The organism is Kitasatospora gansuensis (assembly GCF_014203705.1).
GTDB classification, from domain to species: Bacteria; Actinomycetota; Actinomycetes; order Streptomycetales; family Streptomycetaceae; genus Kitasatospora; species Kitasatospora gansuensis.
In genome coordinates, this window is the sequence record NZ_JACHJR010000001.1 from 4,818,709 (window position 1) to 4,841,119 (window position 22,411).

Annotated in this window: 15 protein-coding genes; 11 read left to right on the forward strand and 4 right to left on the reverse strand. The window is 73.2% G+C overall.

The annotated features are described in order from the left end of the window. The first annotated feature begins 13 nt into the window (after nt 1–13). From F4556_RS21635 to F4556_RS39515, 4 genes are all read left to right on the forward strand, one after another. A complete protein-coding gene (locus F4556_RS21635; RefSeq protein ID WP_184918643.1) occupies nt 14–1,795 on the forward strand; it encodes a GMC oxidoreductase in 1,782 nt (593 codons plus the stop codon). A gap of 48 nt (nt 1,796–1,843) precedes the next feature. After that, nucleotides 1,844–3,337 (forward strand): hypothetical protein, encoded by a 1,494-nt coding sequence (locus tag F4556_RS21640; RefSeq protein ID WP_184918645.1) that lies wholly within the window; start codon nt 1,844–1,846, stop codon nt 3,335–3,337. Nucleotides 3,338–4,131: 794 nt separating this feature from the next. Continuing rightward, nucleotides 4,132–5,727 carry a glutamine-hydrolyzing GMP synthase gene (gene guaA, locus F4556_RS21645; RefSeq protein ID WP_184918647.1) on the forward strand — a complete coding sequence of 532 codons (1,596 nt, stop codon included), beginning with the start codon at nt 4,132–4,134 and terminating at the stop codon, nt 5,725–5,727. Between the two features lie 228 nt (nt 5,728–5,955). Next, a complete protein-coding gene (locus F4556_RS39515) occupies nt 5,956–6,924 on the forward strand; it encodes a Rieske 2Fe-2S domain-containing protein (RefSeq protein WP_313068461.1) in 969 nt (322 codons plus the stop codon). Here the strand turns inward: F4556_RS39515 and F4556_RS21655 are convergent. Together F4556_RS21655 and F4556_RS21660 are read right to left on the reverse strand one after the other, a co-directional pair. After that, nucleotides 6,921–7,151 (reverse strand): hypothetical protein, encoded by a 231-nt coding sequence (locus F4556_RS21655; protein WP_184918651.1) that lies wholly within the window; start codon nt 7,149–7,151, stop codon nt 6,921–6,923. The two genes, F4556_RS39515 and F4556_RS21655, sit on opposite strands and share 4 nt — an antisense overlap. Beyond that, nucleotides 7,148–8,593: a PspC domain-containing protein gene (locus F4556_RS21660; protein ID WP_184918653.1), complete on the reverse strand. Its 1,446-nt coding sequence runs from the start codon at nt 8,591–8,593 to the stop codon at nt 7,148–7,150. Before F4556_RS21660 ends, F4556_RS21655 begins: the two co-directional genes overlap by 4 nt. Nucleotides 8,594–8,807: 214 nt before the next feature. On the opposite strand from F4556_RS21660, the gene F4556_RS21665 reads away from it, so the two are divergent. The 4 genes from F4556_RS21665 to icmB all read left to right on the forward strand — a co-directional run bounded on the left by F4556_RS21665 (nt 8,808) and on the right by icmB (nt 14,192). After that, nucleotides 8,808–10,172, forward strand: a complete 1,365-nt coding sequence (locus F4556_RS21665) for an ATP-binding protein (RefSeq protein ID WP_313069234.1) — start codon at nt 8,808–8,810, stop codon at nt 10,170–10,172. Then, a complete protein-coding gene (locus tag F4556_RS21670) occupies nt 10,165–10,869 on the forward strand; it encodes a LuxR C-terminal-related transcriptional regulator (protein WP_184918655.1) in 705 nt (234 codons plus the stop codon). The genes F4556_RS21665 and F4556_RS21670 overlap by 8 nt, the downstream gene beginning before the upstream one ends. 117 nt (nt 10,870–10,986) lie before the next feature. Beyond that, the gene (pcrA, locus tag F4556_RS21675) at nt 10,987–13,587 is read left to right on the forward strand and encodes a DNA helicase PcrA (RefSeq protein WP_246511058.1); all 2,601 of its coding nucleotides are present in this window, start codon (nt 10,987–10,989) and stop codon (nt 13,585–13,587) included. 197 nt (nt 13,588–13,784) lie between these two features. Continuing rightward, complete coding sequence (gene icmB, locus F4556_RS21680) at nt 13,785–14,192, forward strand: coenzyme B12-dependent isobutyryl CoA mutase small subunit (RefSeq protein ID WP_057231203.1); 408 nt, start codon at nt 13,785–13,787, stop codon at nt 14,190–14,192. A gap of 11 nt (nt 14,193–14,203) precedes the next feature. Here the strand turns inward: icmB and F4556_RS21685 are convergent, their stop codons facing one another. Both F4556_RS21685 and F4556_RS21690 read right to left on the reverse strand, forming a co-directional pair. Next, nucleotides 14,204–15,769, reverse strand: coding sequence for a DUF5691 domain-containing protein (locus tag F4556_RS21685; protein WP_184918657.1), 1,566 nt, complete (start codon nt 15,767–15,769; stop codon nt 14,204–14,206). Between the two features lie 261 nt (nt 15,770–16,030). Continuing rightward, nucleotides 16,031–17,329, reverse strand: a complete 1,299-nt coding sequence (locus F4556_RS21690) for an SWIM zinc finger family protein (protein ID WP_184918659.1) — start codon at nt 17,327–17,329, stop codon at nt 16,031–16,033. Between the two features lie 259 nt (nt 17,330–17,588). Between F4556_RS21690 and F4556_RS21695 the strand changes: the two genes are divergently transcribed. Genes F4556_RS21695 through F4556_RS21705 form a run of 3 tightly spaced genes read left to right on the forward strand, consistent with a single transcriptional unit; the run spans nt 17,589 to nt 22,369 of the window. After that, on the forward strand, nt 17,589–18,698 hold the full coding sequence (locus F4556_RS21695) for an ATP-binding protein (protein WP_057231199.1): 1,110 nt from the start codon (nt 17,589–17,591) through the stop codon (nt 18,696–18,698). 54 nt (nt 18,699–18,752) lie between these two features. Next, nucleotides 18,753–21,188 (forward strand): DUF5682 family protein, encoded by a 2,436-nt coding sequence (locus F4556_RS21700; RefSeq protein WP_184918661.1) that lies wholly within the window; start codon nt 18,753–18,755, stop codon nt 21,186–21,188. Beyond that, complete coding sequence (locus F4556_RS21705; protein ID WP_184918663.1) at nt 21,185–22,369, forward strand: VWA domain-containing protein; 1,185 nt, start codon at nt 21,185–21,187, stop codon at nt 22,367–22,369. The genes F4556_RS21700 and F4556_RS21705 overlap by 4 nt, the downstream gene beginning before the upstream one ends. Nucleotides 22,370–22,411 lie beyond the last annotated feature (42 nt).

Sequence of the window (22,411 nt, forward strand, 5' to 3'; positions counted from 1 at the left end):
GGAGTTGCAGCTCATGACGCAGGACACTTTCGACTACGACGTGGTCGTGGTCGGCTCGGGTTTCGGTGGGTCGGTGGCCGCGCTGCGGCTGACCGAGAAGGGCTACCGGGTCGCGGTGCTGGAGGCCGGGCGGCGGTACGGCCCGGACGAGCTGCCGAAGAACTCCTGGGACACCAAGAACTACCTCTGGGCCCCCGCCCTCGGCCTGTACGGCATCCAGCGGATCCACCTGCTGGCCAACGTCCTGGTGCTGGGCGGGGCCGGGGTCGGCGGCGGCTCGCTGAACTACGCCAACACCCTGTACGTGCCGCCGAAGCCGTTCTTCGAGGACCGGCAGTGGCAGCACATCACCGACTGGCAGGAGGAGTTGGGCCCGTTCTACGACCAGGCCCAGCGGATGCTCGGGGTACGCACCAACCCGACCATCACCCCCTCCGACGTCCACCTGAAGGCCGCCGCCGAGAAGATGGGCGTCGCCGACACCTTCCACCTGGCGCCGGTCGGGGTCTTCTTCGGCGACGGCCGGGACGGTGACGGGGAGGCGAAGGTCGCGCCGGGCACCGAGGTGGAGGACCCGTACTTCGGCGGGGCCGGGCCGAAGCGGAAGTCCTGCATCGAGTGCGGCGAGTGCATGACCGGCTGCCGGCACGGGGCCAAGAACACCCTGACCGAGAACTACCTCTACCTGGCCGAGCGGAACGGCGCCGAGATCCACCCGCTCACCACCGTCGAGCGGCTGCGCCAGATCGAGGGCGCCAACGGGGAATGTGGCTATGCGGTCGACGTCCGGCGCACCAACTCCCGCTCCAAGGACCGGGAGAAGGCCGGGGCCAGGACCGTCACCGCCGCCAAGGTGGTGGTCGCGGCCGGCACCTACGGCACCCAGACCCTGCTGCACAGGATGCGCGACAACGGCTTCCTGCCCGCCATCTCGGCCAAGCTCGGCGAGCTGACCCGGACCAACTCCGAGGCGCTGGTGGGGGCTTCCACCACCGACCGGCGGTACGGCGAGAAGGTGGACTTCACCAAGGGGGTGGCGATCACCTCCTCGATCCACCCGGACGAGAACACCCACATCGAGCCGGTCCGCTACGGCCGGGGCTCCAACGCGATGGGCGCGCTCAGCGTGCAGCAGGTGCCAGGCGTCGGCCGCGGGCCGCGCTGGCTGCGGTACGCCGTCACGGCGGCCAGTCACCCGGTGATCTTCGCGCGGTCGATGAACCAGCACCGCTGGTCGGAGAAGACCATCATCGGCCTGGTGATGCAGTCGCTGGACAACTCGATCACGGTCTCGCTGAAGAAGTCCGGCCTCGGCAAGGGCAAGCTGACCTCCCGTCAGGGCCACGGCGCGCCGAACCCGACGTACATCCCGGCCGCCGAGGCGGGCGCCCGGGCGCTGGCCGAGTCGATCAACGGCTTCGCCGGCAGCACGGTCGGCGAGATCTTCGACATCCCGATGACCGCCCACTTCCTCGGCGGCTGCCCGATCTCCGACAGTCCCGAGAACGGTGTGGTCGACCCGTACCAGCGGCTCTACGGCTACCCCGGGATCAGCGTGGTGGACGGCTCCGCCATCTCCGCCAACCTCGGCGTCAATCCCTCGCTCACCATCACCGCCCAGGCCGAGCGGGCGATGTCGATGTGGCCCAACAAGGGTGAGGCGGACGCCCGTCCGGAGCAGGGCGAGGAGTACCGCCGGGTGGCCGCGGTCTCCCCGCAGGCCCCGGCGGTCCCGAAGGGGGCCTTCGGCGAGCTGCTGCTCCCGGTGCCGAAGGTGCCGAAGAAGCTCGGTTGACACCCTCTCGACACCGGTGGGATAAACAGCCCCTGACGAGGGGGGCACATGGCGATCTGCGATGACTGCGGGGCGGCGTCGGCCGAAGGGGCGACGCGCTGCGCGGCGTGCGGGCGGTCGTTCGCGATCGGTGAGGTCGAGTTCGGCAGCGGTGGTCTCGATCTGCCGCGGGAGAAGGGCAGTTGGGGAGCCGGGGTGGAGGTCGAGCCCCGGCACCGGCCCGCCGCCGTGCGCTGGTTCACCGAAGCGGACTGGCGCCCGGCGCTGAGAGCGGTGGCCGCGCCGACCGGTCTGCTGCTGGCGGCCGCCCTGCTGCTGACGATCACTCTGGACTCCGAGCACACATCGCTTGCTTTCGGCACTCGCTTCGGCGTCGCGCTCGCGGTCGTCCTGGCCGCTTTCGGCGGCCCGGTCGGCAGTCGCTCCCAGGTCGGTGGCGAGGGGTCTCCGGAGCTGGTCAACCAGATCTGGGTGCTGCCGATGACGGTCACCGTGCTCTGGGCCGTGCTGTTCGCGTACGGCCTCCGGGCGGCTCGGCGGCGCCTGGCACCGGAGCCGACCATTCGCCGGCTGCTGGCCGAGGCCGGTCGCCCGGTGCTGCTGGCGGTGGCGGTCACCGCCGGGCTCGGCCTGCTCGCCGGGGTCGATCACCGCCCGGCTGGCAATCGGGAGGAACTGGGCGGGCCGTTGGGCTGGCTGTTCCAGTTCGGCTTCGCCGACCATGTGACGGTGTCGGCCGGCACGGCCTGGTCGACCCTCGGCTCGGCCCTCCTGGCCACAGCGCTGGCCGCGGGGGTGTTCGGCGCGGACAGGCTGCGCGGGACCTACGGCGACTGGACGGCGAGTGCGGCGGCCGCCGCCCGGGCGCTGTCGCTGACGGTCGCGGTGGCCACCGTGGTGGCGCTGGTTCTGACGGCTTCGCGGCTGTCGGCGGAGGTGACCCTGCTGGGACTCGTGGCGCTGCCCAACCTCGGGCTGAACCTGCTCGGTTTCGGCTCGGGCGCCACGGTGGGGATGTGGGAGCAGCGCAGCGCGCCCCCGGCCGGGATCGACCTGCGCGACGAACTGGACCACGACTTCTCGATCTTCGACCTGGCCGACCTGACCGGCCACTGGCGGTGGACCGTGCTGCTCGCGCTGGCGTCCGCCCTGGTGCTCGGCTGGGCGGTGCGGCGGTTCGACCTGGTCGGCCGGATCCGGGCGGCGGGCTTCCACTGGGTCGGCGCGAGCCTGCTGATGCTGCTCTCCGGGATGACCCAGTGGAGCGGCTTCGACCTGCGCGCAACGGCCGGTGAGGAGTTCGGGCTCGACTCGGGGGACCCCGTGGGTGCCGAGGTCTCGGTCGGCCTGGCGCTGTTCTCCGTCCTGGCGGCCAACCTGGTGTGGACGGCGGTCGGCGCGTTCGCGGTGCCGCTGCTGTTCCGCCGCGCGCCGGTGCCAACGGTGCCGGTGCTGCCGGTGGTGCCGCCCGTGCTCCCGCCGCGGCCCAGCCATGTCCCGTTCACCGGCGAAGTACTGGACTCGCACACGCCCGAACCGTAGCCGGACGGGCAAAGGGCCCCGCGGGGGAACGGGGCCCTTTGTCGTTCAGCACACGGCGTCAGGGCGGCGCCGGTGCTGCGGTTGACGGCGCCGGGGGATGAGCGCCGTCCGGAAGGATGGTCCGGGCGCGGGGCGGCCCTTAACGGAGCGTGATGTTCAGGCTGACGGCAGGTCAACCCCGCATCCAGCATCGTGCTGGACGGAGCCCCGGGTCTGCAACCGGTTCGACGCAGTTCGGTACAGTCCGACTCCCACGGGGCCGGAGCGGCGTACCCTGTCCGACGGTTCGGAGACGAGCGAATCAGACCGGAAGGTCGACTACGCTCCGTAGTAGTGGCTAGTTGGGGACGGGTCGAGAGGTCCAGAGGTACGGCGACCGGAGCCCGGCGTCCCGGACGCAGGCCGCCGTACCTCTTTCACTGGTTCAGTCGTGCCCGGGCGGCTGTCCCCTGCCGATCCGGTCACACCACCCGCGCACGGTCCCACGGCGGGCCGTCCCCGACAGGGGAGCGGCGGCGCCACGCGCGCCGGTGGACTGAGAGATCCACGCGCATGGGTCGGGTTCGACCGCCCGGCCGGCCTCGCGCCTGGCGGGCGCGACCCGGAAGGTGCGGTCGTCAGGAGCAACGATCCTGCGTGGCGCCGGTCACGCCGGGCGGCTCGGGCATGCGGGTGAAACAGCGCTGGTGTGTCGGCCGGTAGAATCGCAGTGACACCCCCACCCGCCGCCCGCCACCACCCTTCCAAGGTCGCGCTGCGCGCGGCACCTCCGTTTCGCTGCCGGAAGGCCGTCCGTGTCCTCTGCTACTCCCGACCAGTCCGCTCCCGAGCTCGACACCGTACTGGTGGTCGACTTCGGCGCCCAGTACGCCCAGCTCATCGCCCGTCGGGTGCGTGAGGCCCGGGTCTACAGCGAGATCGTCCCGAGCACCATGCCGGTGGCCGAGATGCTCGCCAAGAACCCGAAGGCGATCATCCTGTCCGGTGGCCCCTCCTCGGTCTACGAGGACGGCGCGCCCCGCCTGGACCGCGCGATCTTCGAGGCCGGGGTGCCGGTCTTCGGCATGTGCTACGGCTTCCAGCTGATGGCGATCACGCTCGGCGGCACCGTCGACAACTCCGGCGCCCGCGAGTACGGCCGCACCGGCCTGCACGTCAGCAAGTCCGGCTCCACCCTGTTCGAGGGCACCCCGGCCGAGCAGTCGGTCTGGATGTCGCACGGCGACGCCTGCTCGGCCGCCCCCGAGGGCTTCACCGTCACCGCGTCCACCGACGTGGTGCCGGTCGCCGCCTTCGAGAACGACGAGAAGAAGCTCTACGGGGTCCAGTACCACCCCGAGGTGCTGCACTCGACGCACGGCCAGCAGATCCTGGAGCACTTCCTCTACCGGGGTGCCGGGATCGCGCCGAACTGGACCACCGTCAACGTGGTCGACGAGCAGGTCGCGCTGATCCGCGAGCAGGTCGGCAGCAAGCGCGCCATCTGCGGCCTCTCCGGTGGCGTGGACTCCGCCGTCGCCGCCGCGCTGGTGCAGCGGGCCATCGGCTCGCAGCTCACCTGCGTCTACGTCGACCACGGTCTGATGCGCAAGGGCGAGACCGAGCAGGTCGAGAAGGACTTCGTCGCCGCCACCGGCATCCAGCTCAAGGTGGTCGACGCCGAGGAGCGCTTCCTGACCGCGCTGGCCGGGGTCAGCGACCCCGAGGAGAAGCGCAAGATCATCGGCCGGGAGTTCATCCGGGTCTTCGAGCAGGCCCAGGCCGAGATCGTGGCCGAGGCCGGCGAGCACGGCGAAGAGGTCGAGTTCCTGGTCCAGGGCACCCTGTACCCGGACGTGGTGGAGTCCGGTGGCGGCACCGGCACCGCCAACATCAAGTCGCACCACAACGTCGGCGGACTGCCCGAGGACCTGCAGTTCAAGCTGATCGAGCCGCTGCGCAAGCTGTTCAAGGACGAGGTCCGGATGGTCGGCCAGGAGCTCGGCCTGCCGGAGGAGATCGTCCAGCGCCAGCCGTTCCCGGGCCCCGGCCTGGGCATCCGGATCGTCGGTGAGGTCACCAAGGAGCGGCTGGACCTGCTCCGCGAGGCCGACGCGATCGCCCGCGAGGAGCTCACCCTCGCCGGTCTGGACCGCGAGATCTGGCAGTGCCCGGTGGTCCTGCTGGCGGACGTCCGCAGCGTCGGCGTGCAGGGCGACGGCCGCACCTACGGTCACCCGATCGTGCTGCGCCCGGTCTCCTCCGAGGACGCCATGACGGCCGACTGGTCCCGCCTGCCGTACGAGGCGCTGGCGAAGATCTCGACCCGGATCACCAACGAGGTCAAGGACGTCAACCGGGTGGTGCTGGACGTCACCAGCAAGCCCCCGGGCACCATCGAGTGGGAGTAATCCCACCGTGTGATGAACGGCCGCGCCGCCGCCCCCGTACTTGTGGGGGCGGCGGCGCGGCCGTCTCGGTAGGGGGCCGTGCCACCGAAACAGCGGTGCAACGGGCAGAATCGGACCGGACCTGTCAGCAGTTGACGGGCAGTGAGCGAAGGGTGTCGGCGCATGGCGGTGGGGCATGGTGGGCCGGAACAGTCGGGAAGAGCGGAACGAGCGGCGCAGCGGCGGGAGTTGGGCACCCGGTACGCACTGCTGCCGCTCCGGCTGTTCCTCGGGCTGACCTTCGTCTACGCCGCCTTCGACAAGCTCGCGGACTCGCACTACCTGGCCGGGGCCGGTGACGCGGCCTCCTTCGTCTCGCAGACCACCGCCGTCAAGCCGCACAGCCCGATCGGCTGGGCGCTCGGTCCGGCGCTGGACTACCCGACCTTCTTCGCGCTGGCGATCGCCTTCGGCGAGCTGGCGGTCGGCCTCGGCACCCTGTTCGGCCTCTGGGGCCGGATCGCGGCCACCGGCGGCACCCTGATCAGCCTCAGCCTCTGGCTGACCGTCAGCTGGAACGTCTCCCCGTACTACCTCGGCAACGACCTGGTCTACCTGATGGCCTGGCTGCCGCTGGTGCTGGCGGGCACGCCGTACCTGTCGGTGGACGGCTACCTGGCCGAGCGCTCCGGCAAGGACCGCGGGCGCGGGCTGGCCGAGGACCAGGTCCGCCGCCGGGCGCTGGTGGACGGCGGCATCGCGGCCGTCGCGCTGGGCGGCGCCGGGCTGCTGGCCGGGTCGCTGACCGCCACCTTCGGGCGGGACGAGAAGACCACCACCGCCGCTCCGGGTCCGACGCCCACGCCGGGCGCCGTTCCGTCGGGTGTGCCGTCGGGCAGCGGTGCGGCGAAGGTCTCGGTCGCCGCGGCGAGTGTCCCGGTCGGGGGATCGGCCCAGGTGAAGGACCCGGCCTCCGGCGACGCGGTCTACATCGTGCAGCCCAAGGCCGGGCAGTACTGCGGCTTCTCCTCGGTCTGCACCCACTCCGGCTGCGCCGTGGACGCCCCGAAGAACAACCAGATGTACTGCCCCTGCCACGGCTCGAAGTTCGACGCCACCACCGGCGCGGTGATCAACGGACCGGCCACCAAGCCGCTGCCCAAGTACACCGTCACCAAGAACGGCGACCAGCTGGACCTGGGCGCGGTGCAGTCCTAGGGCGTGTCTTTCGGGTCGGTCGGCAGCTCCGCCGGCCGGCCGCGCCGGGTCATCGCGGCCACCGCGCCGGCCAGGCCGGCCGTGCCGAGCACGATGAAGGTGACCGGGAGCACGATCCGGCCGTTCACCGCGCGGTCGTTCAGTGAGGCGACCAGGTAGAGCACCGCGACCACGGTGAACAGGGTGCCCGCGATCAGGGAGAAGACGTCCAGCCGGTGCTTCCTCATGACTGCACCACCATCAGGTCGCCGAGGCCGAGCGTGAGGGTGAGGTCGAGCGTCCCCTTGGACGGCTGACCGTTGGTCGGATGCAACTGGTACTCCACGTTGTTGCCCGCCCCCGAGGACAGGTTGCGGTCGGCGACCCGGATGTCGCCCAGGGCGCTGTGCAGGGTCAGTCGGACTTCCACGTTGTTGGGGACGGTCACTCGCAGATCACCCGCGCCGACCTTGACCGCCGTGGTGACGGTGCCGCCCGCCGGGTCGATCCCGCTCAGGTCGAGGGTGGCGTCACCGGCGCCGAGCCGGTACTCGGTCCGCACCTCGGCGACCGAGGCCGGTGCCCACACCCGGTCGCCGAAACTTCCCTCCAGGGTGATGTTCGAGCCCGAGATCCCGGACAGCGCGATGGTCAGCAGCACCGCGAGCACGGTCAGCCCGCGGGCCCGGCCGTACCGGGTGCCCAGCAGGATCACCACCCCGAGCGCGAGCAGGGCGGCCGCCAGCACGGTGGCGAGGTGCGCCGTGCCGTCCTGACTCCGCGTCAGCCACCAGGCCAGCGAGCCCGCGCCGCCGGCCAGCAGCAGCCCGGCCGGGCCGAGGAACGACCGCTCCCGGTGCCGCACCACCGCCTGCGGCCGCGGCGGCGGCAGCGGGGTGGACGGGGGGTTCTTGCGCAGCGGGTCGCCCGTCGGCAGGTCGGTGCGCTGCCACCAGGGCAGGGCCTCGTGCGGCGGGCGCGGCGGCTGGGGAGCCTGCGGCGGCTGTCCGGCGTACGGGTTGCGCTCCGGGTGCCGCGGGTCCCAGAGGTAGCCGGAGGGACCCGGCGGCGGGGTGTCGGCCGGTACGGTGCCCGCCGACCGCTCCCGGGCGTGCTGCTCGGCCGCCCGCGCCCGCCAGTCGGCCGGGGCGCCGCCGAGGTCGTACGGGTGGCCGCCGTCGTCGACCGGCCGGTCGTACGGACCGGCCGGGCCGTCCTGCGGGTGGAAGTGCCGGCCCCGGCGGCGCCGCTCGGGGTCGTACCGGACGGCCAGCAGGATCAGGCCGCCGAGCAGCAGGATCGGGAACAGCTGCCCGCCGTCGCCCATCGAGGAGAAGAACACCCCGGTGCCGATCACGGTCAGCAGCACCGCGCCGATCGACTGCCCGTCCACCCGGCCGGTCAGCACGCGCTGGAGCTCGGTCCGGCCCTGGCGGCCGTCGGCGGCCGGCTCGCGCGGCACGATCAGCCAGGCCAGGCCGTACAGGAAGAGGCCGAGGCCGCCGGAGAGGCAGAGCACCGCGATCACCACCCGGAACACCACCGGGTCGATGTCCAGGTGCCGCCCGAGACCGCCGCAGACCCCGGCCACCACCCGGTGCCGTTCGCTGCGGTTCAGCGGCGGGCGCTGCCGCTCGGGGTCGGCCGGCGTGCCCGTCGGGCCCGGCGCGGTGATCTGGTCATCCGTCATGCCCCCATCCTGCTGGTCCGGCCGCTCGTGCCCAACCTTCCGGTGCCCGGTACGGACCCTGATCTCTCCCTGAGAAGGATCGGGGGTGTCACCCTGATGCGCCGGGGGTCGCGGACGTGTGACCATCGGTGGCGTGGCAGCACCAGGCACCGATCCCAGACCCCTCGCAGCCGAGGGACCGCGCACCCCTGACGCGCCGTCAGGCGACCTCGGGGTGGCGTCGCCGCCGTACCGTCGGCTCTACCGCAGCCCGCACGGCCGGATGCTCGGCGGCGTGGCGCACGGCCTGGCCCTGCACCTCGGCCTGCCGGTCACCTGGGTCCGGGTCGCCTTCGTGCTGCTGTTCTTCGCGCAGGGGATCGGGGTGCTGCTGTACGCGGCGTTCTGGTTCGTGGTGCCGATCGGCATCGGCGAGCCCGCGCCGGGCGCCGGGCCGCGCTGGGCGTACGTCAACGGCGGGTTCGTGCCCGCCGACGCGGTGGTCGGCGGCGCCGAACTGCGCAAGGGCCGCCCGCGCCGGATCGGCCGGCTGCGCGAGCTGCTGCAGCGCACCTTCCACGGCGAGACGGCGGTGGCCGGCGAGGCCGTCACGGACTCCCGGCCGGCCAAGGGCGGGCTCGGCCAGCTGCTCGCCCTGCTGCTGCTGGTGGTCGGGATCATGGCGCTGCTCAGCGCCCTGCACATCCAGACCGCCAAGCCGTACATGTGGCCGCTGCTCACCGTCGGGGTCGGCGTCGCACTGGTCTGGCGGCAGGCCGACGACTCGCGCTGGCAGCGCTGGTTCGGGCTCGAGGAGGGCACCAAGCGGCGGGCCGCGTACACCAGGGTCGGCGCCGGGGTGCTGCTGGTGGTCGCGGGCACCGTCGGCTTCCTGATCCTGCAGGGCGGCGACTCCACGGTGTCCTCGGTGATCGAGGCCGCGCTCGCGGTGCTGGCCGGCGTGCTGGTGCTGGTCGGCCCGTACGCGCTGCGGATGTGGCAGGACCTCGGCACCGAACGGACCGCCAGGATCCGGGCCCAGGAGCGGGCCGAGATCGCCGCCCACGTGCACGACTCGGTGCTGCACACCCTGACGCTGATTCAGCGCAACGCCGACGACGCCAAGGAGGTGCTCCGGCTCGCCCGTGCCCAGGAACGGGAGTTGAGGCTCTGGCTGTACCGCCCCGAGGCCGCCGCCGAGGCCGCCCCGGACACCCTGGCCGAGCGGATCCGCTCGGTGGTGGCCGAGGTGGAGGACCTGCACGGGGTGGCCGTCGAGCTGGTCTGCGTCGGCGACTGCCCGATGGACGACCGGATCGCGGCCCAGATCCAGGCCGCGAGGGAGGCGACGGTCAACGCCGCCAAGTACGGTGGCGGGGGACCGGTCCAGGTCTACGCCGAGGTGGAGGGGCGGACGGTGTCGGTGTTCGTCCGCGATCACGGGCCCGGCTTCGACCCCGACAGCGTGCCGGAGGACCGGATGGGCGTACGGGAGTCGATCATCGGCCGGATGAAGCGCAACGGCGGCACCGCGAGGGTGCGGCCCGCGCCGGACGGCGGGACCGAGGTCGAGCTGGAGATGGAGAGAGCACATGACTGACGCTGTGTCAGGGGCCGCTGGGACTGGGGCCGGGCCGGAACGGGTTGCCCGGGTGGTGCTGGTGGACGACCACCGGATGTTTCGGACCGGGGTGCGGGCCGAGATCGGGCGGACCGAGCTCACCGGCATCGACGTGGTCGGGGAGGCCGACGACGTCGAGTCGGCGGTCCAGGTGGTGGCCGAGACCCGGCCCGACGTGGTGCTGCTCGACGTCCACCTGCCCGGCGGGGGTGGGGTCGAAGTGCTGCGCCGCTCCGCCCCGCTGATGTCCGACCCGAACGGGGTGCGGTTCCTCGCGCTGTCGGTCTCCGACGCCGCCGAGGACGTGATCGGCGTGATCCGGGGAGGTGCCCGGGGCTACGTCACCAAGACCATCACCGGTACCGACCTGGTCAACGCGATCTTCCGGATCTCCGACGGCGACGCGGTCTTCTCGCCGCGGCTGGCCGGCTTCGTGCTGGACGCCTTCGCCGCCACCGACACCCCGCCGGTCGACGAGGACCTCGACCGCCTCACCCAGCGCGAGCGCGAGGTGCTCCGGCTGATCGCGCGCGGGTACGCGTACAAGGAGATCGCCAAGCAGCTCTTCATCTCGGTGAAGACGGTGGAGTCGCACGTGTCGGCGGTGCTGCGCAAGCTGCAGCTGAGCAACCGGCACGAGCTGACCCGGTGGGCGACGGCGCGTCGGCTGGTCTGACGGTCCGGCCGCTCCGTCGACCTGCCGTCACCGGGTGGTCGCGGAGCGGTCCGGTGTCCGGCGGAGTGGGCCGTTTCCTTCGGGGCTGTCGGTGCGGGCCCATAGACTCGTAGGGCCATGACTAGCCTCTTTGACGATCTTCCGCTCCCCGGCTTCGAGCTTCCGTCCTCGGCCAGGTCGCAGCAGCAGCCGCCCGCAGACGAGCCCCCCTACGAGGAGGAGCCGCCGCCGTACGACTCCTATGACTCGTACGAGGAGGCGGTGCCGGACGGGCTGTTCCAGACCGACCACGCGGCGCAGGCCGAGCGGGACGCGTTCTACCGGAACGGCGCGGCGCGGCCGGTGATCGATCCGGCGCAGCTGCTGGAGGGGATGAACGACCCGCAGCGGGAGGCCGTGGTCCACTCCGGCGGGCCGCTGCTGCTGGTGGCCGGGGCCGGGTCGGGGAAGACCCGGGTGCTGACGCACCGGATCGCGTACCTGCTCGGGGCGCGGGGGGTGCAGCCGGGGGAGATCCTGGCGATCACCTTCACCAACAAGGCCGCCGGGGAGATGCGGGAGCGGGTCGAGGCGCTGGTCGGGCCGCGGGCGCGGGCGATGTGGGTGTCGACCTTCCACAGCGCGTGTGTGCGGATCCTGCGGCGGGAGAGCAAGGTGCTCGGCTTCACGTCGAGCTTCTCGATCTACGACTCGGCGGATTCGCAGCGGCTGATGGCGCTGGTCTGCCGGGATCTGGACCTGGACCCGAAGCAGTTCCCGCCGAAGTCGTTCACCTCGAAGATCAGCAACCTGAAGAACGAGCTGATCGACGAGGAGACGTACGCCGCCCAGGCGGCCAACCCGATGGAGCGCAAGCTCGCGGAGGCGTACCACCTCTACCAGCGGCGGCTGCGGGAGGCCAACGCGCTGGACTTCGACGACATCATCATGACCACGGTGAACCTGCTGCAGGCGTTCCCGGACGTGGCCGAGCACTACCGGCGGCGGTTCCGGCACATCCTGGTGGACGAGTACCAGGACACCAACCACGCCCAGTACATGTTGGTCCGCGAGTTGAGCGGTGGTGCGGTGGCCGCGCAGCCGAAGCGGACGGTGGACGGGGACTACGTGAACCCGGCGGCCGGGCGGCTGTCGGAGGTGCCGCCGGCCGAGCTGTGCGTGGTGGGTGACGCGGACCAGTCGATCTACGCGTTCCGTGGCGCGACGATCCGGAACATCCTCCAGTTCGAGGAGGACTACCCGAACGCGACCACGATTCTGTTGGAGCAGAACTACCGTTCCACGCAGACGATTCTGAGTGCCGCGAACTCGGTGATCGAGCGGAACACCGGGCGCCGGGAGAAGAAGCTCTGGACCGCGGGCGAGCACGGCGAGAAGGTCATCGGCTACGTCGCGGACGACGAGCACGGCGAGGCGCAGTACATCGCCGACGAGATCGACCGGCTGACGGACGCCGGGGACGCCCGGCCCGGTGACGTGGCGATCTTCTACCGGACGAACGCGCAGTCCCGGGTGTTCGAGGAGGTGTTCATCCGGGTCGGCCTGCCGTACAAGGTGGTCGGCGGGGTGCGCTTCTACGAGCGCAAGGAGGTCCGGGACGTGCTCGCGTACCTGCGGGTGCTGTCCAACCCCGAGGACACCGTGCCGCTGCGGCGGATCCTGAACGTGCCCAAGCGCGGGATCGGCGACCGCGCGGAGGCGATGATCGACGCGCTCTCGCAGCGCGAGCGGATCAGCTTCGCGCAGGCGCTGGTGCGGGTGGACGAGGCGTACGGGATGGCTGCCCGGTCGGCCAACGCGGTGCGCAAGTTCAACGAACTGATGGCCGGGCTGCGGCAGATCGTCGAGTCGGGCGCGGGCCCGGCGGCGGTGCTGGAAGCCGTGCTGGAGGAGACCGGCTACCTGGCGGAGCTCCAGGCCTCCACCGACCCGCAGGACGAGACCCGGGTGGAGAACCTCCAGGAGCTCGCCTCGGTGGCGCTGGAGTACGAGCAGGACCCGGGCGAGCGGCCGGAGGGCGACGACGAAGGCACGCCGCCGGTCGGCTCGTTGGCGGACTTCCTGGAGCGGGTCGCGCTGGTCGCGGACTCGGACCAGATCCCCGACGACGAGGACGGCGCGGGTGTCATCACGATGATGACGCTGCACACCGCCAAGGGCCTGGAGTTCCCGGTGGTGTTCCTGACCGGCATGGAGGACGGGATCTTCCCGCACATGCGGGCGCTCAACCAGGTCAAGGAGCTGGAGGAGGAGCGGCGGCTCGCGTACGTCGGCCTGACCCGGGCCCGCGAGCGGCTGTACCTGACCAGGTCGGTGCTGCGCAGTGCGTGGGGGCAGCCCTCGTACAACCCGGCCTCGCGGTTCCTGGAGGAGATCCCGGTCGAGCTGGTGGAGTGGAAGCGTACGGGTGCTTCGGCGGTGCCGGCCTCGCGCGGGTTCTCCTCCTCGTCCGGCTCCGGTGGATCGGGTGCGGGCTCCAGGAAGTCGGCGGGGGCGGCGAGTTCGCCGAAGGCGGGCTGGGGTCAGTCGGCCCGGCGGGTCACCGAGCGGGAGGCCGTCGCGCTGGCGGTCGGCGACCGGGTCACCCACGACAGCTTCGGGCTCGGCACCGTGGTGGCGACCTCGGGCGTCGGGGACAAGGCGCAGGCCACGGTGGACTTCGGGGCCACCGGGCGCAAGCAGCTGCTGCTGCGGTACGCGCCGGTCGAGAAGCTCTGACGCGCTTCGGCCGGACGGCTTCGAGTGGTGCCGGGGCCCGTGGATGTTGTGATTTTCCCCTCCTCTGGGGAGGGGAATCCGTCAACGGGCCCCAGGAGCGCTAACCTCCCCTCAGATTCTTCGTTATCGGTGGTTAACCACGTGCGCCCGATCAGGTCGGCCGCCAGTGGTGGGACGACGTGGTCCAGGAGGCAGTCATGGGTGTGTCAGGGCCGATCCGTGTGGTCGTCGCAAAGCCGGGGCTTGACGGCCACGACCGGGGCGCGAAGGTGATCGCGCGCGCCCTGCGGGACGCCGGTATGGAGGTCATCTACACCGGCCTGCACCAGACGCCCGAGCAGGTCGTCGACACCGCGATCCAGGAGGACGCGGACGGCATCGGCCTGTCCATCCTGTCGGGCGCTCACATGACGCTCTGCGCCCGGGTGATCGAGCTGCTCAAGGAGCGGGACGCGGCGGACATCAAGGTCTTCTGCGGCGGGATCATCCCGGAGGCCGACATCATCGAGCTCAAGCGGATCGGCGTCGCGGACATCTTCACCCCGGGCACCCCGACCCGCGACGTGGTCGCCTGGGTCGAGGCGAACCTCCGCGTCGCCAGCTGATCGGTCGTCGGTCAGCCCGCCAGCTCGGCGAGCATGACGGCCCTGAACCGGAGCGTCTCGGCGAGCCGGGCCAGGGTGTCCGCCCAGGCCGAGTTCGGCGTCGCGTCGGCGGCCAGGGCGGCGACCGCGGGTGCGGTCTCGGGCGCGAGGGCGCGCTCGGTCATGCCGAGCACCCCGCTGTGACTCCACGGGTATGCCCCCGAGGCGGCGGCCCGCTCCAGCGCCGCGACGACGGCGGTGCTCAGCGGCGGGGTCCAGGGCGTGGCGCAGGCGCCGAGCAGCTGGAACGCCTCGCCGAGCCCGTGGGTCTGGATGAACGCAGCCGTCCAGGCGGCCCGTTCGGACTCCGGCAGGACGGCGAGCAGCCGGGCCGGTGCGCCCGCCGCAGGCGTGTCCGCCGTACGTACCTGCCGACTGCCGCCGCGGTGGGGCGCCGGACCGAGCAGGGCGCGGGCCCAGCCGACGTGCTGCTGACGGACCGCCGCGCGGGCCCACGCCTCGTGCAGGTCCTCGGTCCAGTCCGGACCGCCCGGGTCCACGTCGCTGACGGGCAGTCGGAGCAGCTGCTCCGGGGTGAGCCCGGTCTCCGCCGTCCAGTGCGCGAGCGGCGCGGCGGCGATCACCTCACCGAACCACCAGGCCCGCTGCCCGCGGCCGGTGGGCGACTTGAGCGGTATGCCGTCCCGCTGCATGCCGGCGTCGCACTCCACGGGCGGGCTGACGGTCAGTCGGCTGCCGTCCGCCTCCAAGCGCACGGCGTCCTGGGCACGCTCCGCCATCCGGACGGCCAGGGCCGACTCCGGCAGGGTGGAGAGCAGCTCGGCGGCGGTGGCCCGGACGTTCTTGCTCCGATCGGTGAGCGCCGCCTCCAGGAAGCTCTCGTCGGCGAGGGACAGGCCCTCGTGCAGGGCGTCTAGGAAGAGCAGCCGGTCCTCGGCGCGCTCGGTGGACCAGGTGCCGCTCAGCAACTCCAGCGCGGCGGTCGGCTCGGTCCGGCGCAGCCGGGAGATCAGGGTGACCCGCTCGGCGAACAGGCCCTCCAGCCAGAGCTGTTCGTCCGGCTCGGCGGCCGGCTGCTCGGTGGCGGTGCGGTGGACGTACTTCCAGTCCGGATTCTGCCCCGCGAGCCAGCGGCCGAGCGGACCGGCGAGGGCCACCACGTCCGGGCGCAGCTCGCTGCGCGCGCGGGCGGCGTCCAGCAGGGCCGGGACGGCCGCCGCCGGGGCCCGGTAGTCGTACCGGCGGGCGGCGGCGAGCCACTGGGGGAGCAGCTCGCCCAGGTTGGCGGTGCCGGTGTGATGGCCGCCGAGCAGCACGGTCAGCCGGCGTACCGCCGCTGACGGCGGCTCAGGGCGGGGGTCCCCGGCGGCCGGCGCGGGCGGCTGGACCGCCGGCTCGGGACGGGCTCCGGCGCGGCGGCGGACGGTCTCCAGCGCGGCCAGGTCGAGCAGCGCGGTGGCCGGGTCGGACCGGTCCACCTCGGCGGCCGGGCCGGTGGGGGTGGGCGGCAGGGGGCGGCGGTCGGTGCCGAGCAGGGCGGTGGTGTGCAGCTCCTGCCAGGGGTCGGTGAGCGTCATCGAGGACTCCGTAGAACTTTGGGGCACACGGGCTGGTGGCACACGCCAGGGGCCCGGGGCTCTGCTGATGTGCGGCTCCGCCGCGTGGGCGACGCCAGCCCCGGGGCGGGGGCAAAGTGCGGGTGTGGTCAACCCCGGGCGCGGTTGACCTTTGCCTGGCGTGCGGGTTCAGGCGAAAGTGCCTGGCCATTTACGCGGCGATCACGTTGCAGAGGTCGGCGTCGCAGTTCCCCGAGCCCCTGTCTGCCGAACCGCCGTTGTCTAAGTGAGCGGCGTGGCAGGGCCGTTGGTGGGCCAGGCGGTGATGGGGGCGAAGCCGCGGTGGCCGGATTCGCCGAAGACGGTGAGGGGGTGGCCCGCCGAGACGGCGGCGAGGCGCCAGAGGGCGGGCTCGGGGCAGCTGCCGGTGCGGACGGGGAGGCTGTGCTGGCCGTCCGTCAGGCGCCAGCCGTCGCTGCCGAGTACGGGGACGACGCCGGTGAGCACGGTGGGCCAGGACTCCGCCCAGGGGTCCTCGGCGACCGCCCGGCCGTACTCGGCCACCGCCTCCCCGACCGTCACGCCGTCGGGGACCGCGGCGTCCGGCTCCGGCTCGCCGTACCTGGTGCCGAGCACGGCCCGCAACGGCCGGGCGCCGGGGTGGAAGGCGAGCTCAGCCTCCAGCAGGCGGCCGACGGGGAGGGCGAGTTCGGGGGCCCGGCCGGGGCCGCCGAAGGCGAGCAGCACGGCGGGGCGGCCGGTCTTGGCACCGCGGAGCCAGATCCGGCGGGTGGTGAGCCGGTCGTCGGCGGTGTCCCGGGAGCCGAGCACCAGCCAGCGGTCCCGGACCGTCGGCCCGGCCAGCAGCTCGGCGGTGTCGGCGGGGACCCCGACCCGGTTGCGGACGGTGGCGGCGAGCTCCTCGGGCAGCTGGTCGGCCCGGCCGACCGCGCCCGCCAGCAGGTGCAGCAGCGCGTACTCGGCCAGCCGCTCCTGGCTCGGCAGGTAGCTCAACTCCCGTACCTGGGCGGCGAGCCGGGGGGCCTGGGCGTCGACCATCCGGGCGGCCACCTCGTCCCAGTCGCCGGGCGGTTCGTCGGCCAGGCCGTGCCGGACCCGGTCGGCCAGCCGGAGCCGGAGCTCGGCCGCGCCGGCCGCGATCCGGGTGGTGCGGCGGGCGGCCCGACGGGCGGCGGCGACCGGATCGGCCGGGGCGGTGGTGGTGGCCGCGGCCCGGCGCTCCACCGTCTGCTGACGGCTGCTCAGCCACTCGGCGACCCAGTCGGGCGGTTCGGTCGCGGTGATCGCCAGGAGGTCGCCGCTCCAGAGCAGCAGCAGGCCCAGCGCGTGCTTGCACGGGAACTTCCGGCTGGGGCAACTGCACTTGTAGGCGGGCGTGGTGAGCTCGACGACCGTTCGGTACGGCGTGCTCCCGCTGCCCTTGCACAGGCCCCAGAGCGTGCCCTCGCCCTGGCCGGTCGCGGACCAGGGGGTGGGGGCGGACAGCTTGCCCGCCGCCTTGCGGGACGGCTGGTCGGGGGCGAGGGACAGGACGTGTTCGGTGCTCCAGCGTTCCTCCATGCCGATGACGCTAGGAGGGGGCACTGACAACGGAGCGGTCCGTTCACTCGAACTGATGATCTGTCACTCCAGGGTCTCGAATTGTCAGTCCCGGGGTGCATGGTTGTTCTCGCAGCCCGGGAACGGATGTCCGAATCCGGGGCCTGTCCTCACTGGTAAGACGCCTGCGCCCAGTCACCCCCGACCTCTCCGTCCCCTGCCACAGCTCTGCCCTCAGCCTGCCGTCGAGCCTGCCCGCGGCCGATCCGAAGGAGCCCTGATGACCACTCGCACGAGTGCCCCCGAGACCAGCGAGGTGCTCCGCGAGCACGCCGAGGACGCCTTCGCCGCCGAGCTCGCCGCGCTCGCCGCGCAGGACGACCGGCCGCGCCCCGAGCGCTGGCGGCTCTCGCCCTGGGCGGTGGCCACCTACCTGCTCGGCGGCACCCTGCCGGACGGCACGGTGATCACGCCCAAGTACGTCGGCCCGCGCCGGATCGTCGAGGTCGCCGTCACCACGCTGGCCACCGACCGCGCGCTGCTCCTGCTCGGTGTCCCCGGCACCGCCAAGACCTGGGTGTCCGAGCACCTCGCCGCCGCCGTCAGCGGCGACTCCACCCTGCTGGTGCAGGGCACCGCCGGCACCCCCGAGGAGGCGGTCCGGTACGGGTGGAACTACGCCCAGCTGTTGGCCAACGGCCCCAGCCGGGCCGCCCTGGTGCCGTCCCCGATCATGCGGGCGATGGCGGACGGCCAGATCGCCCGGGTCGAGGAGCTGACCCGGATCCCGGCCGACGTGCAGGACAGCCTGATCACCATCCTCTCGGAGAAGACCCTGCCGATCCCCGAGCTCGGCCTGGAGACCCAGGCCGTCCGCGGCTTCAACCTGATCGCCACCGCGAACGACCGCGACCGGGGGGTCAACGAGCTCTCCAGCGCGCTGCGCCGCCGGTTCAACACGGTGGTGCTGCCGCTGCCGGGCTCGCTGGAGGAGGAGGTCGACATCGTCACCCGCCGGGTCGGCCAGCTCGGCCGCTCGCTCGACCTGCCCGCCCTGCCCGAGGGCGCGGAGGAGATCCGCCGGGTGGTCACCGTCTTCCGCGAGCTCCGGGACGGCGTGACCACCGACGGCCGGACGAAGGTGAAGACGCCCAGCGGCACCCTCTCCACCGCCGAGGCGATATCGGTGGTCACCAACGGCCTGGCGCTGGCCGCCCACTTCGGCGACGGCGTGCTCCGCGCGAGCGACGTGGTCTCCGGCGTCGCGGGCGCCGTGCTGCGCGACCCGGCCACCGACCGGGTGATCTGGCAGGAGTACGTCGAGGGCGTGCTCCGCGAGCGGGACGGCTGGAAGGACTTCTACCGCGCCAGCCGGGAGAACTCCCGCTGACCACCGCCTGGTTGACCCGCAGGCAGTAGACGACTCGTTCGAGGGGAGCACGGTATGAGCGACGCAGCGGTGACGTTGCTGGGCATCCGGCACCACGGCCCGGGCTCGGCCCGGGCGGTGGCCGCCGCACTGGAGCGGCTGCGGCCGGATGTGGTGCTGATCGAGGGCCCGCCCGAGGCGGACGCCGTGGTCGGGCTGGCGGCCGAGCCCGGTATGGTGCCGCCGGTCGCCCTGCTGGCCCACGCGGTGGACGACCCGGCGCAGGCGGCGTTCTGGCCGTTCGCGGCCTTCTCCCCGGAGTGGGTGGCGATCCGGTACGCCCTCGACCAGGGCGTGCCCGTCCGGTTCATCGACCTGCCGGCGGCGTACGGCCTGGCGTCGGGTGCGGAAGTGCCGGGGGGCACTTCCGCACCCGACGGGCCCGGGCCCGAAAACCCCGGCGCCGAGGGCGAGTTCCCGTACGACCCGATCGGGCAGCTGGCCGCCGCGGCCGGTCACGCCGACTCCGAGAGCTGGTGGGAGGACGTGGTCGAGCACCGCGCCCCGTCCGCCGACCCGGCGGCCGACGCGCCGGCCCCGTTCGCCGCCGTCGCCGAAGCGATGACGGCGCTGCGCGAGCGCGCCGCCACCAGTCGCCGGGACGAGCTCCGCGAGGCGTACATGCGGCAGGCGGTCCGGGCCGCCCGGCGCGCCAAGTACGCCCGGATCGCGGTGGTCTGCGGCGCCTGGCACGTCCCGGCCCTGAGCAGCATGCCGACCGTCGCGCACGACCGCGCACTGCTGGCCGGGCTGCCGAAGAAGGTGAAGACCGAGATCACCTGGGTGCCCTGGACACACCGCAGGCTCTCCCAGCACACCGGCTACGGCGCGGGCATCGACTCGCCCGGCTGGTACCACCACCTGTTCACCAACGGCGCTCCGGGGGAGGGGAGTTCGAGCGGCCGATCGCGGGCACTGGCGTACTGGATGACCAGGGTCGCCGAGCTGCTGCGGGCCGAGGACCACCCGGTCTCCTCGGCCCATGTGATCGAGGCGGTCCGGCTGGCCGAGACGCTCGCGGCGATGCGCGGCCGCCCGCTGGCCGGGCTGGCCGAGACGCTGGACGCCGTCCGGTCGGTGATGTGCGACGGCTCCGAGGTCGCCCTCGCACTCGTGCAGGACAGGCTGGTGGTCGGCGACGCGCTCGGCGAGGTCCCGGAGTCGGCGCCGACGGTGCCGCTGCAACGGGATCTGAGCAGGCTTCAGCGCAGCCTGCGGCTCAAACCCGAGCCGGAGCAGCGCGAGCTCGACCTCGACCTGCGGAAGGAGAACGACACCGCCCGTTCGCTGCTGCTGCACCGGCTGCGGCTGCTCGGCATCGACTGGGGCAGCCCGGCCCGATCCACCGTCAACTCGACCGGCACCTTCCGGGAGAGCTGGCGGCTGCGCTGGCAGCCGGAGTTCGCGGTCCGGATCGCGGTGGCCGCCCAGTGGGGCACCACGGTAGAGGCGGCCGCCACCGGCCGCGCGGTCGAGCGGGCCGCCCGGGCGACCGCCCTGCCGCAGCTCACCGAGCTGGTCGAGCACTGCCTGCTGGCCGGGCTGCCCGCCGCGCTGCCCGCCGTGATGCGGGCGCTCGCCGACCGGGCCGCCCTGGACACCGACGTGGCCCAGCTCGCCGAGGCGCTCCCGGCCCTGGTCCGGGCGCTGCGGTACGGCGACGTCCGGGGGACCGACAGCGCCGCCCTGGAGGGCGTCGCCCGGGGCCTCGCCGACCGGATCTGCGTCGGGCTGCCACCGGCCTGCGTCGGGCTGGACGCGGAGCAGGCGGGTGTCCTGCGCGGCCACCTGGAGAGCGTGCACGCCGCGATCGGCCTGCTGGAGGCGGACGAACCGGCCCGGGCGGCGGAGCCCGCCGAGTCGTCCGCAGACGAGCTCGGCGAGCGCTGGGCCGCCACCCTGCGCTCGCTGGCGCGGCGTCAGCCCCAGGCCGGGTCCGGGGCCGGCGTGCCCGGGCTGCTCCGGGGCCGGGCCACCCGGCTGCTGCTGGACGGCGGGCGGATCGACTCCGAGGAGGCCGGGCAGCGGCTCGGCCTGGCCCTCTCGCACGGCAACCAGCCGGCCGACACGGCGGGCTGGGTGGAGGGCTTCCTGGCGGGCAGCGGCGTCCTGCTGCTGCACGACCCGGCGCTGCTCGGCCTGCTCGACCGTTGGCTGAGCGGGGTGCCCGCCGAGTCGTTCACCGACGTCCTGCCGCTGCTGCGGCGGACGTTCGCCGCCCTGGAGGCCGGGGTCCGCCGCACCGTCGGCGAGCGGGTCGCGGCCGGAGCCCTGGACGGCACTGCAGCGGGGGCCTCGGCCGAGCCGCCCGCCGAGCTGGACGTCGAACGCGCCGACGCCGCCCTGCCGGTGCTCACCCTGCTGCTGGGCCTGGGCAGCGCCCCGGCCACCGGCACGGCCACCACCGTGGCCCGGATCCCCCGTCAGACCGACCGCAGGAGTGCCGGATGACCACCACTCAGTTCGCCCCAGGCCCCGAAACCCCCGAGCAGGAGCGGCTCCGCCGCTGGCGCCTGGTGCTCGGCGGCGACTCCGACGGCACCGGCTGCGCCCTCACCGGCCGGGACGCCGCGATGGACGGCGCCCTCGCCGCCCTCTACCGGGGCACCGAGACGGCCGGCCCCGGCGGCCGGTCCGGCGCGACCCGGACGGCCGGCCTCGGCGGCTCCGCCCCGCAGGTGGCCCGCTGGCTGGGCGACATCCGGGAGTACTTCCCGACCTCGGTGGTGCAGGTGATGCAGCAGGACGCGATCACCCGCCTCGGTCTTGAGCGGCTGCTGCTGGAGCCGGAGATGCTGGAGGCCGTCGAGCCGGACGTGCACCTGGTCGGCACCCTGCTCTCGCTCCGGCACGCCCTGCCCGAGACCACCAGGGAGACCGCCCGGGCGGTGGTCGGCAAGGTGGTCGCCGACCTGGAGCGCCGGCTCGCCGACCGGACCAGGACCACCCTCGGCGGCGCCCTCGACCGCAGCGCCAAGGTCAACCGCCCCCGGCACCAGGACATCGACTGGGGCCGCACCATCCGGGCCAATCTGACCAACTACCTGCCCGAGTACCGCACGGTGGTGCCCGAGCGGCTGGTCGGCTACGCCCGGGCGCAGCGCGCGGTGAAGAAGGAGGTGATCCTCTGCGTCGACCAGTCGGGCTCGATGGCCCCCTCGGTGGTGCACTCGGCGGTGTTCGGCGCGGTGCTGGCCTCGATGAAGAGCCTGTCCACCCGACTGGTGGTCTTCGACACCTCGGTGGTGGACCTGACCGAGCAGCTCACCGACCCGGTGGACGTGCTGTTCGCCACCCAGCTCGGCGGCGGCACCGACATCAACCGGGCGCTGGCCTACTGCCAGTCCCGGATCACCCGGCCGGCCGACACCGTGGTGGTGCTGATCAGCGACCTCTACGAGGGCGGCATCCGGGACGAGATGCTCAAGCGGGTGGCGGCGATGAAGGCGTCGGGTGTCCAGTTCGTCGCGCTGCTCGCACTCTCCGACGAGGGGGCCCCGGCCTACGACCACGCGCACGCCGCCGCGCTGGCCGCGCTCGGTGCGCCCGCCTTCGCCTGCACGCCGGACGTCTTCCCGGAGATCATGGCCGCCGCGATCGAGCGCCGTCCGCTGCCGATCCCGGAGAGCTGACGGCAGCTGGGCGGCACGGGCGGCATGGGTGGCAGAGAGCTG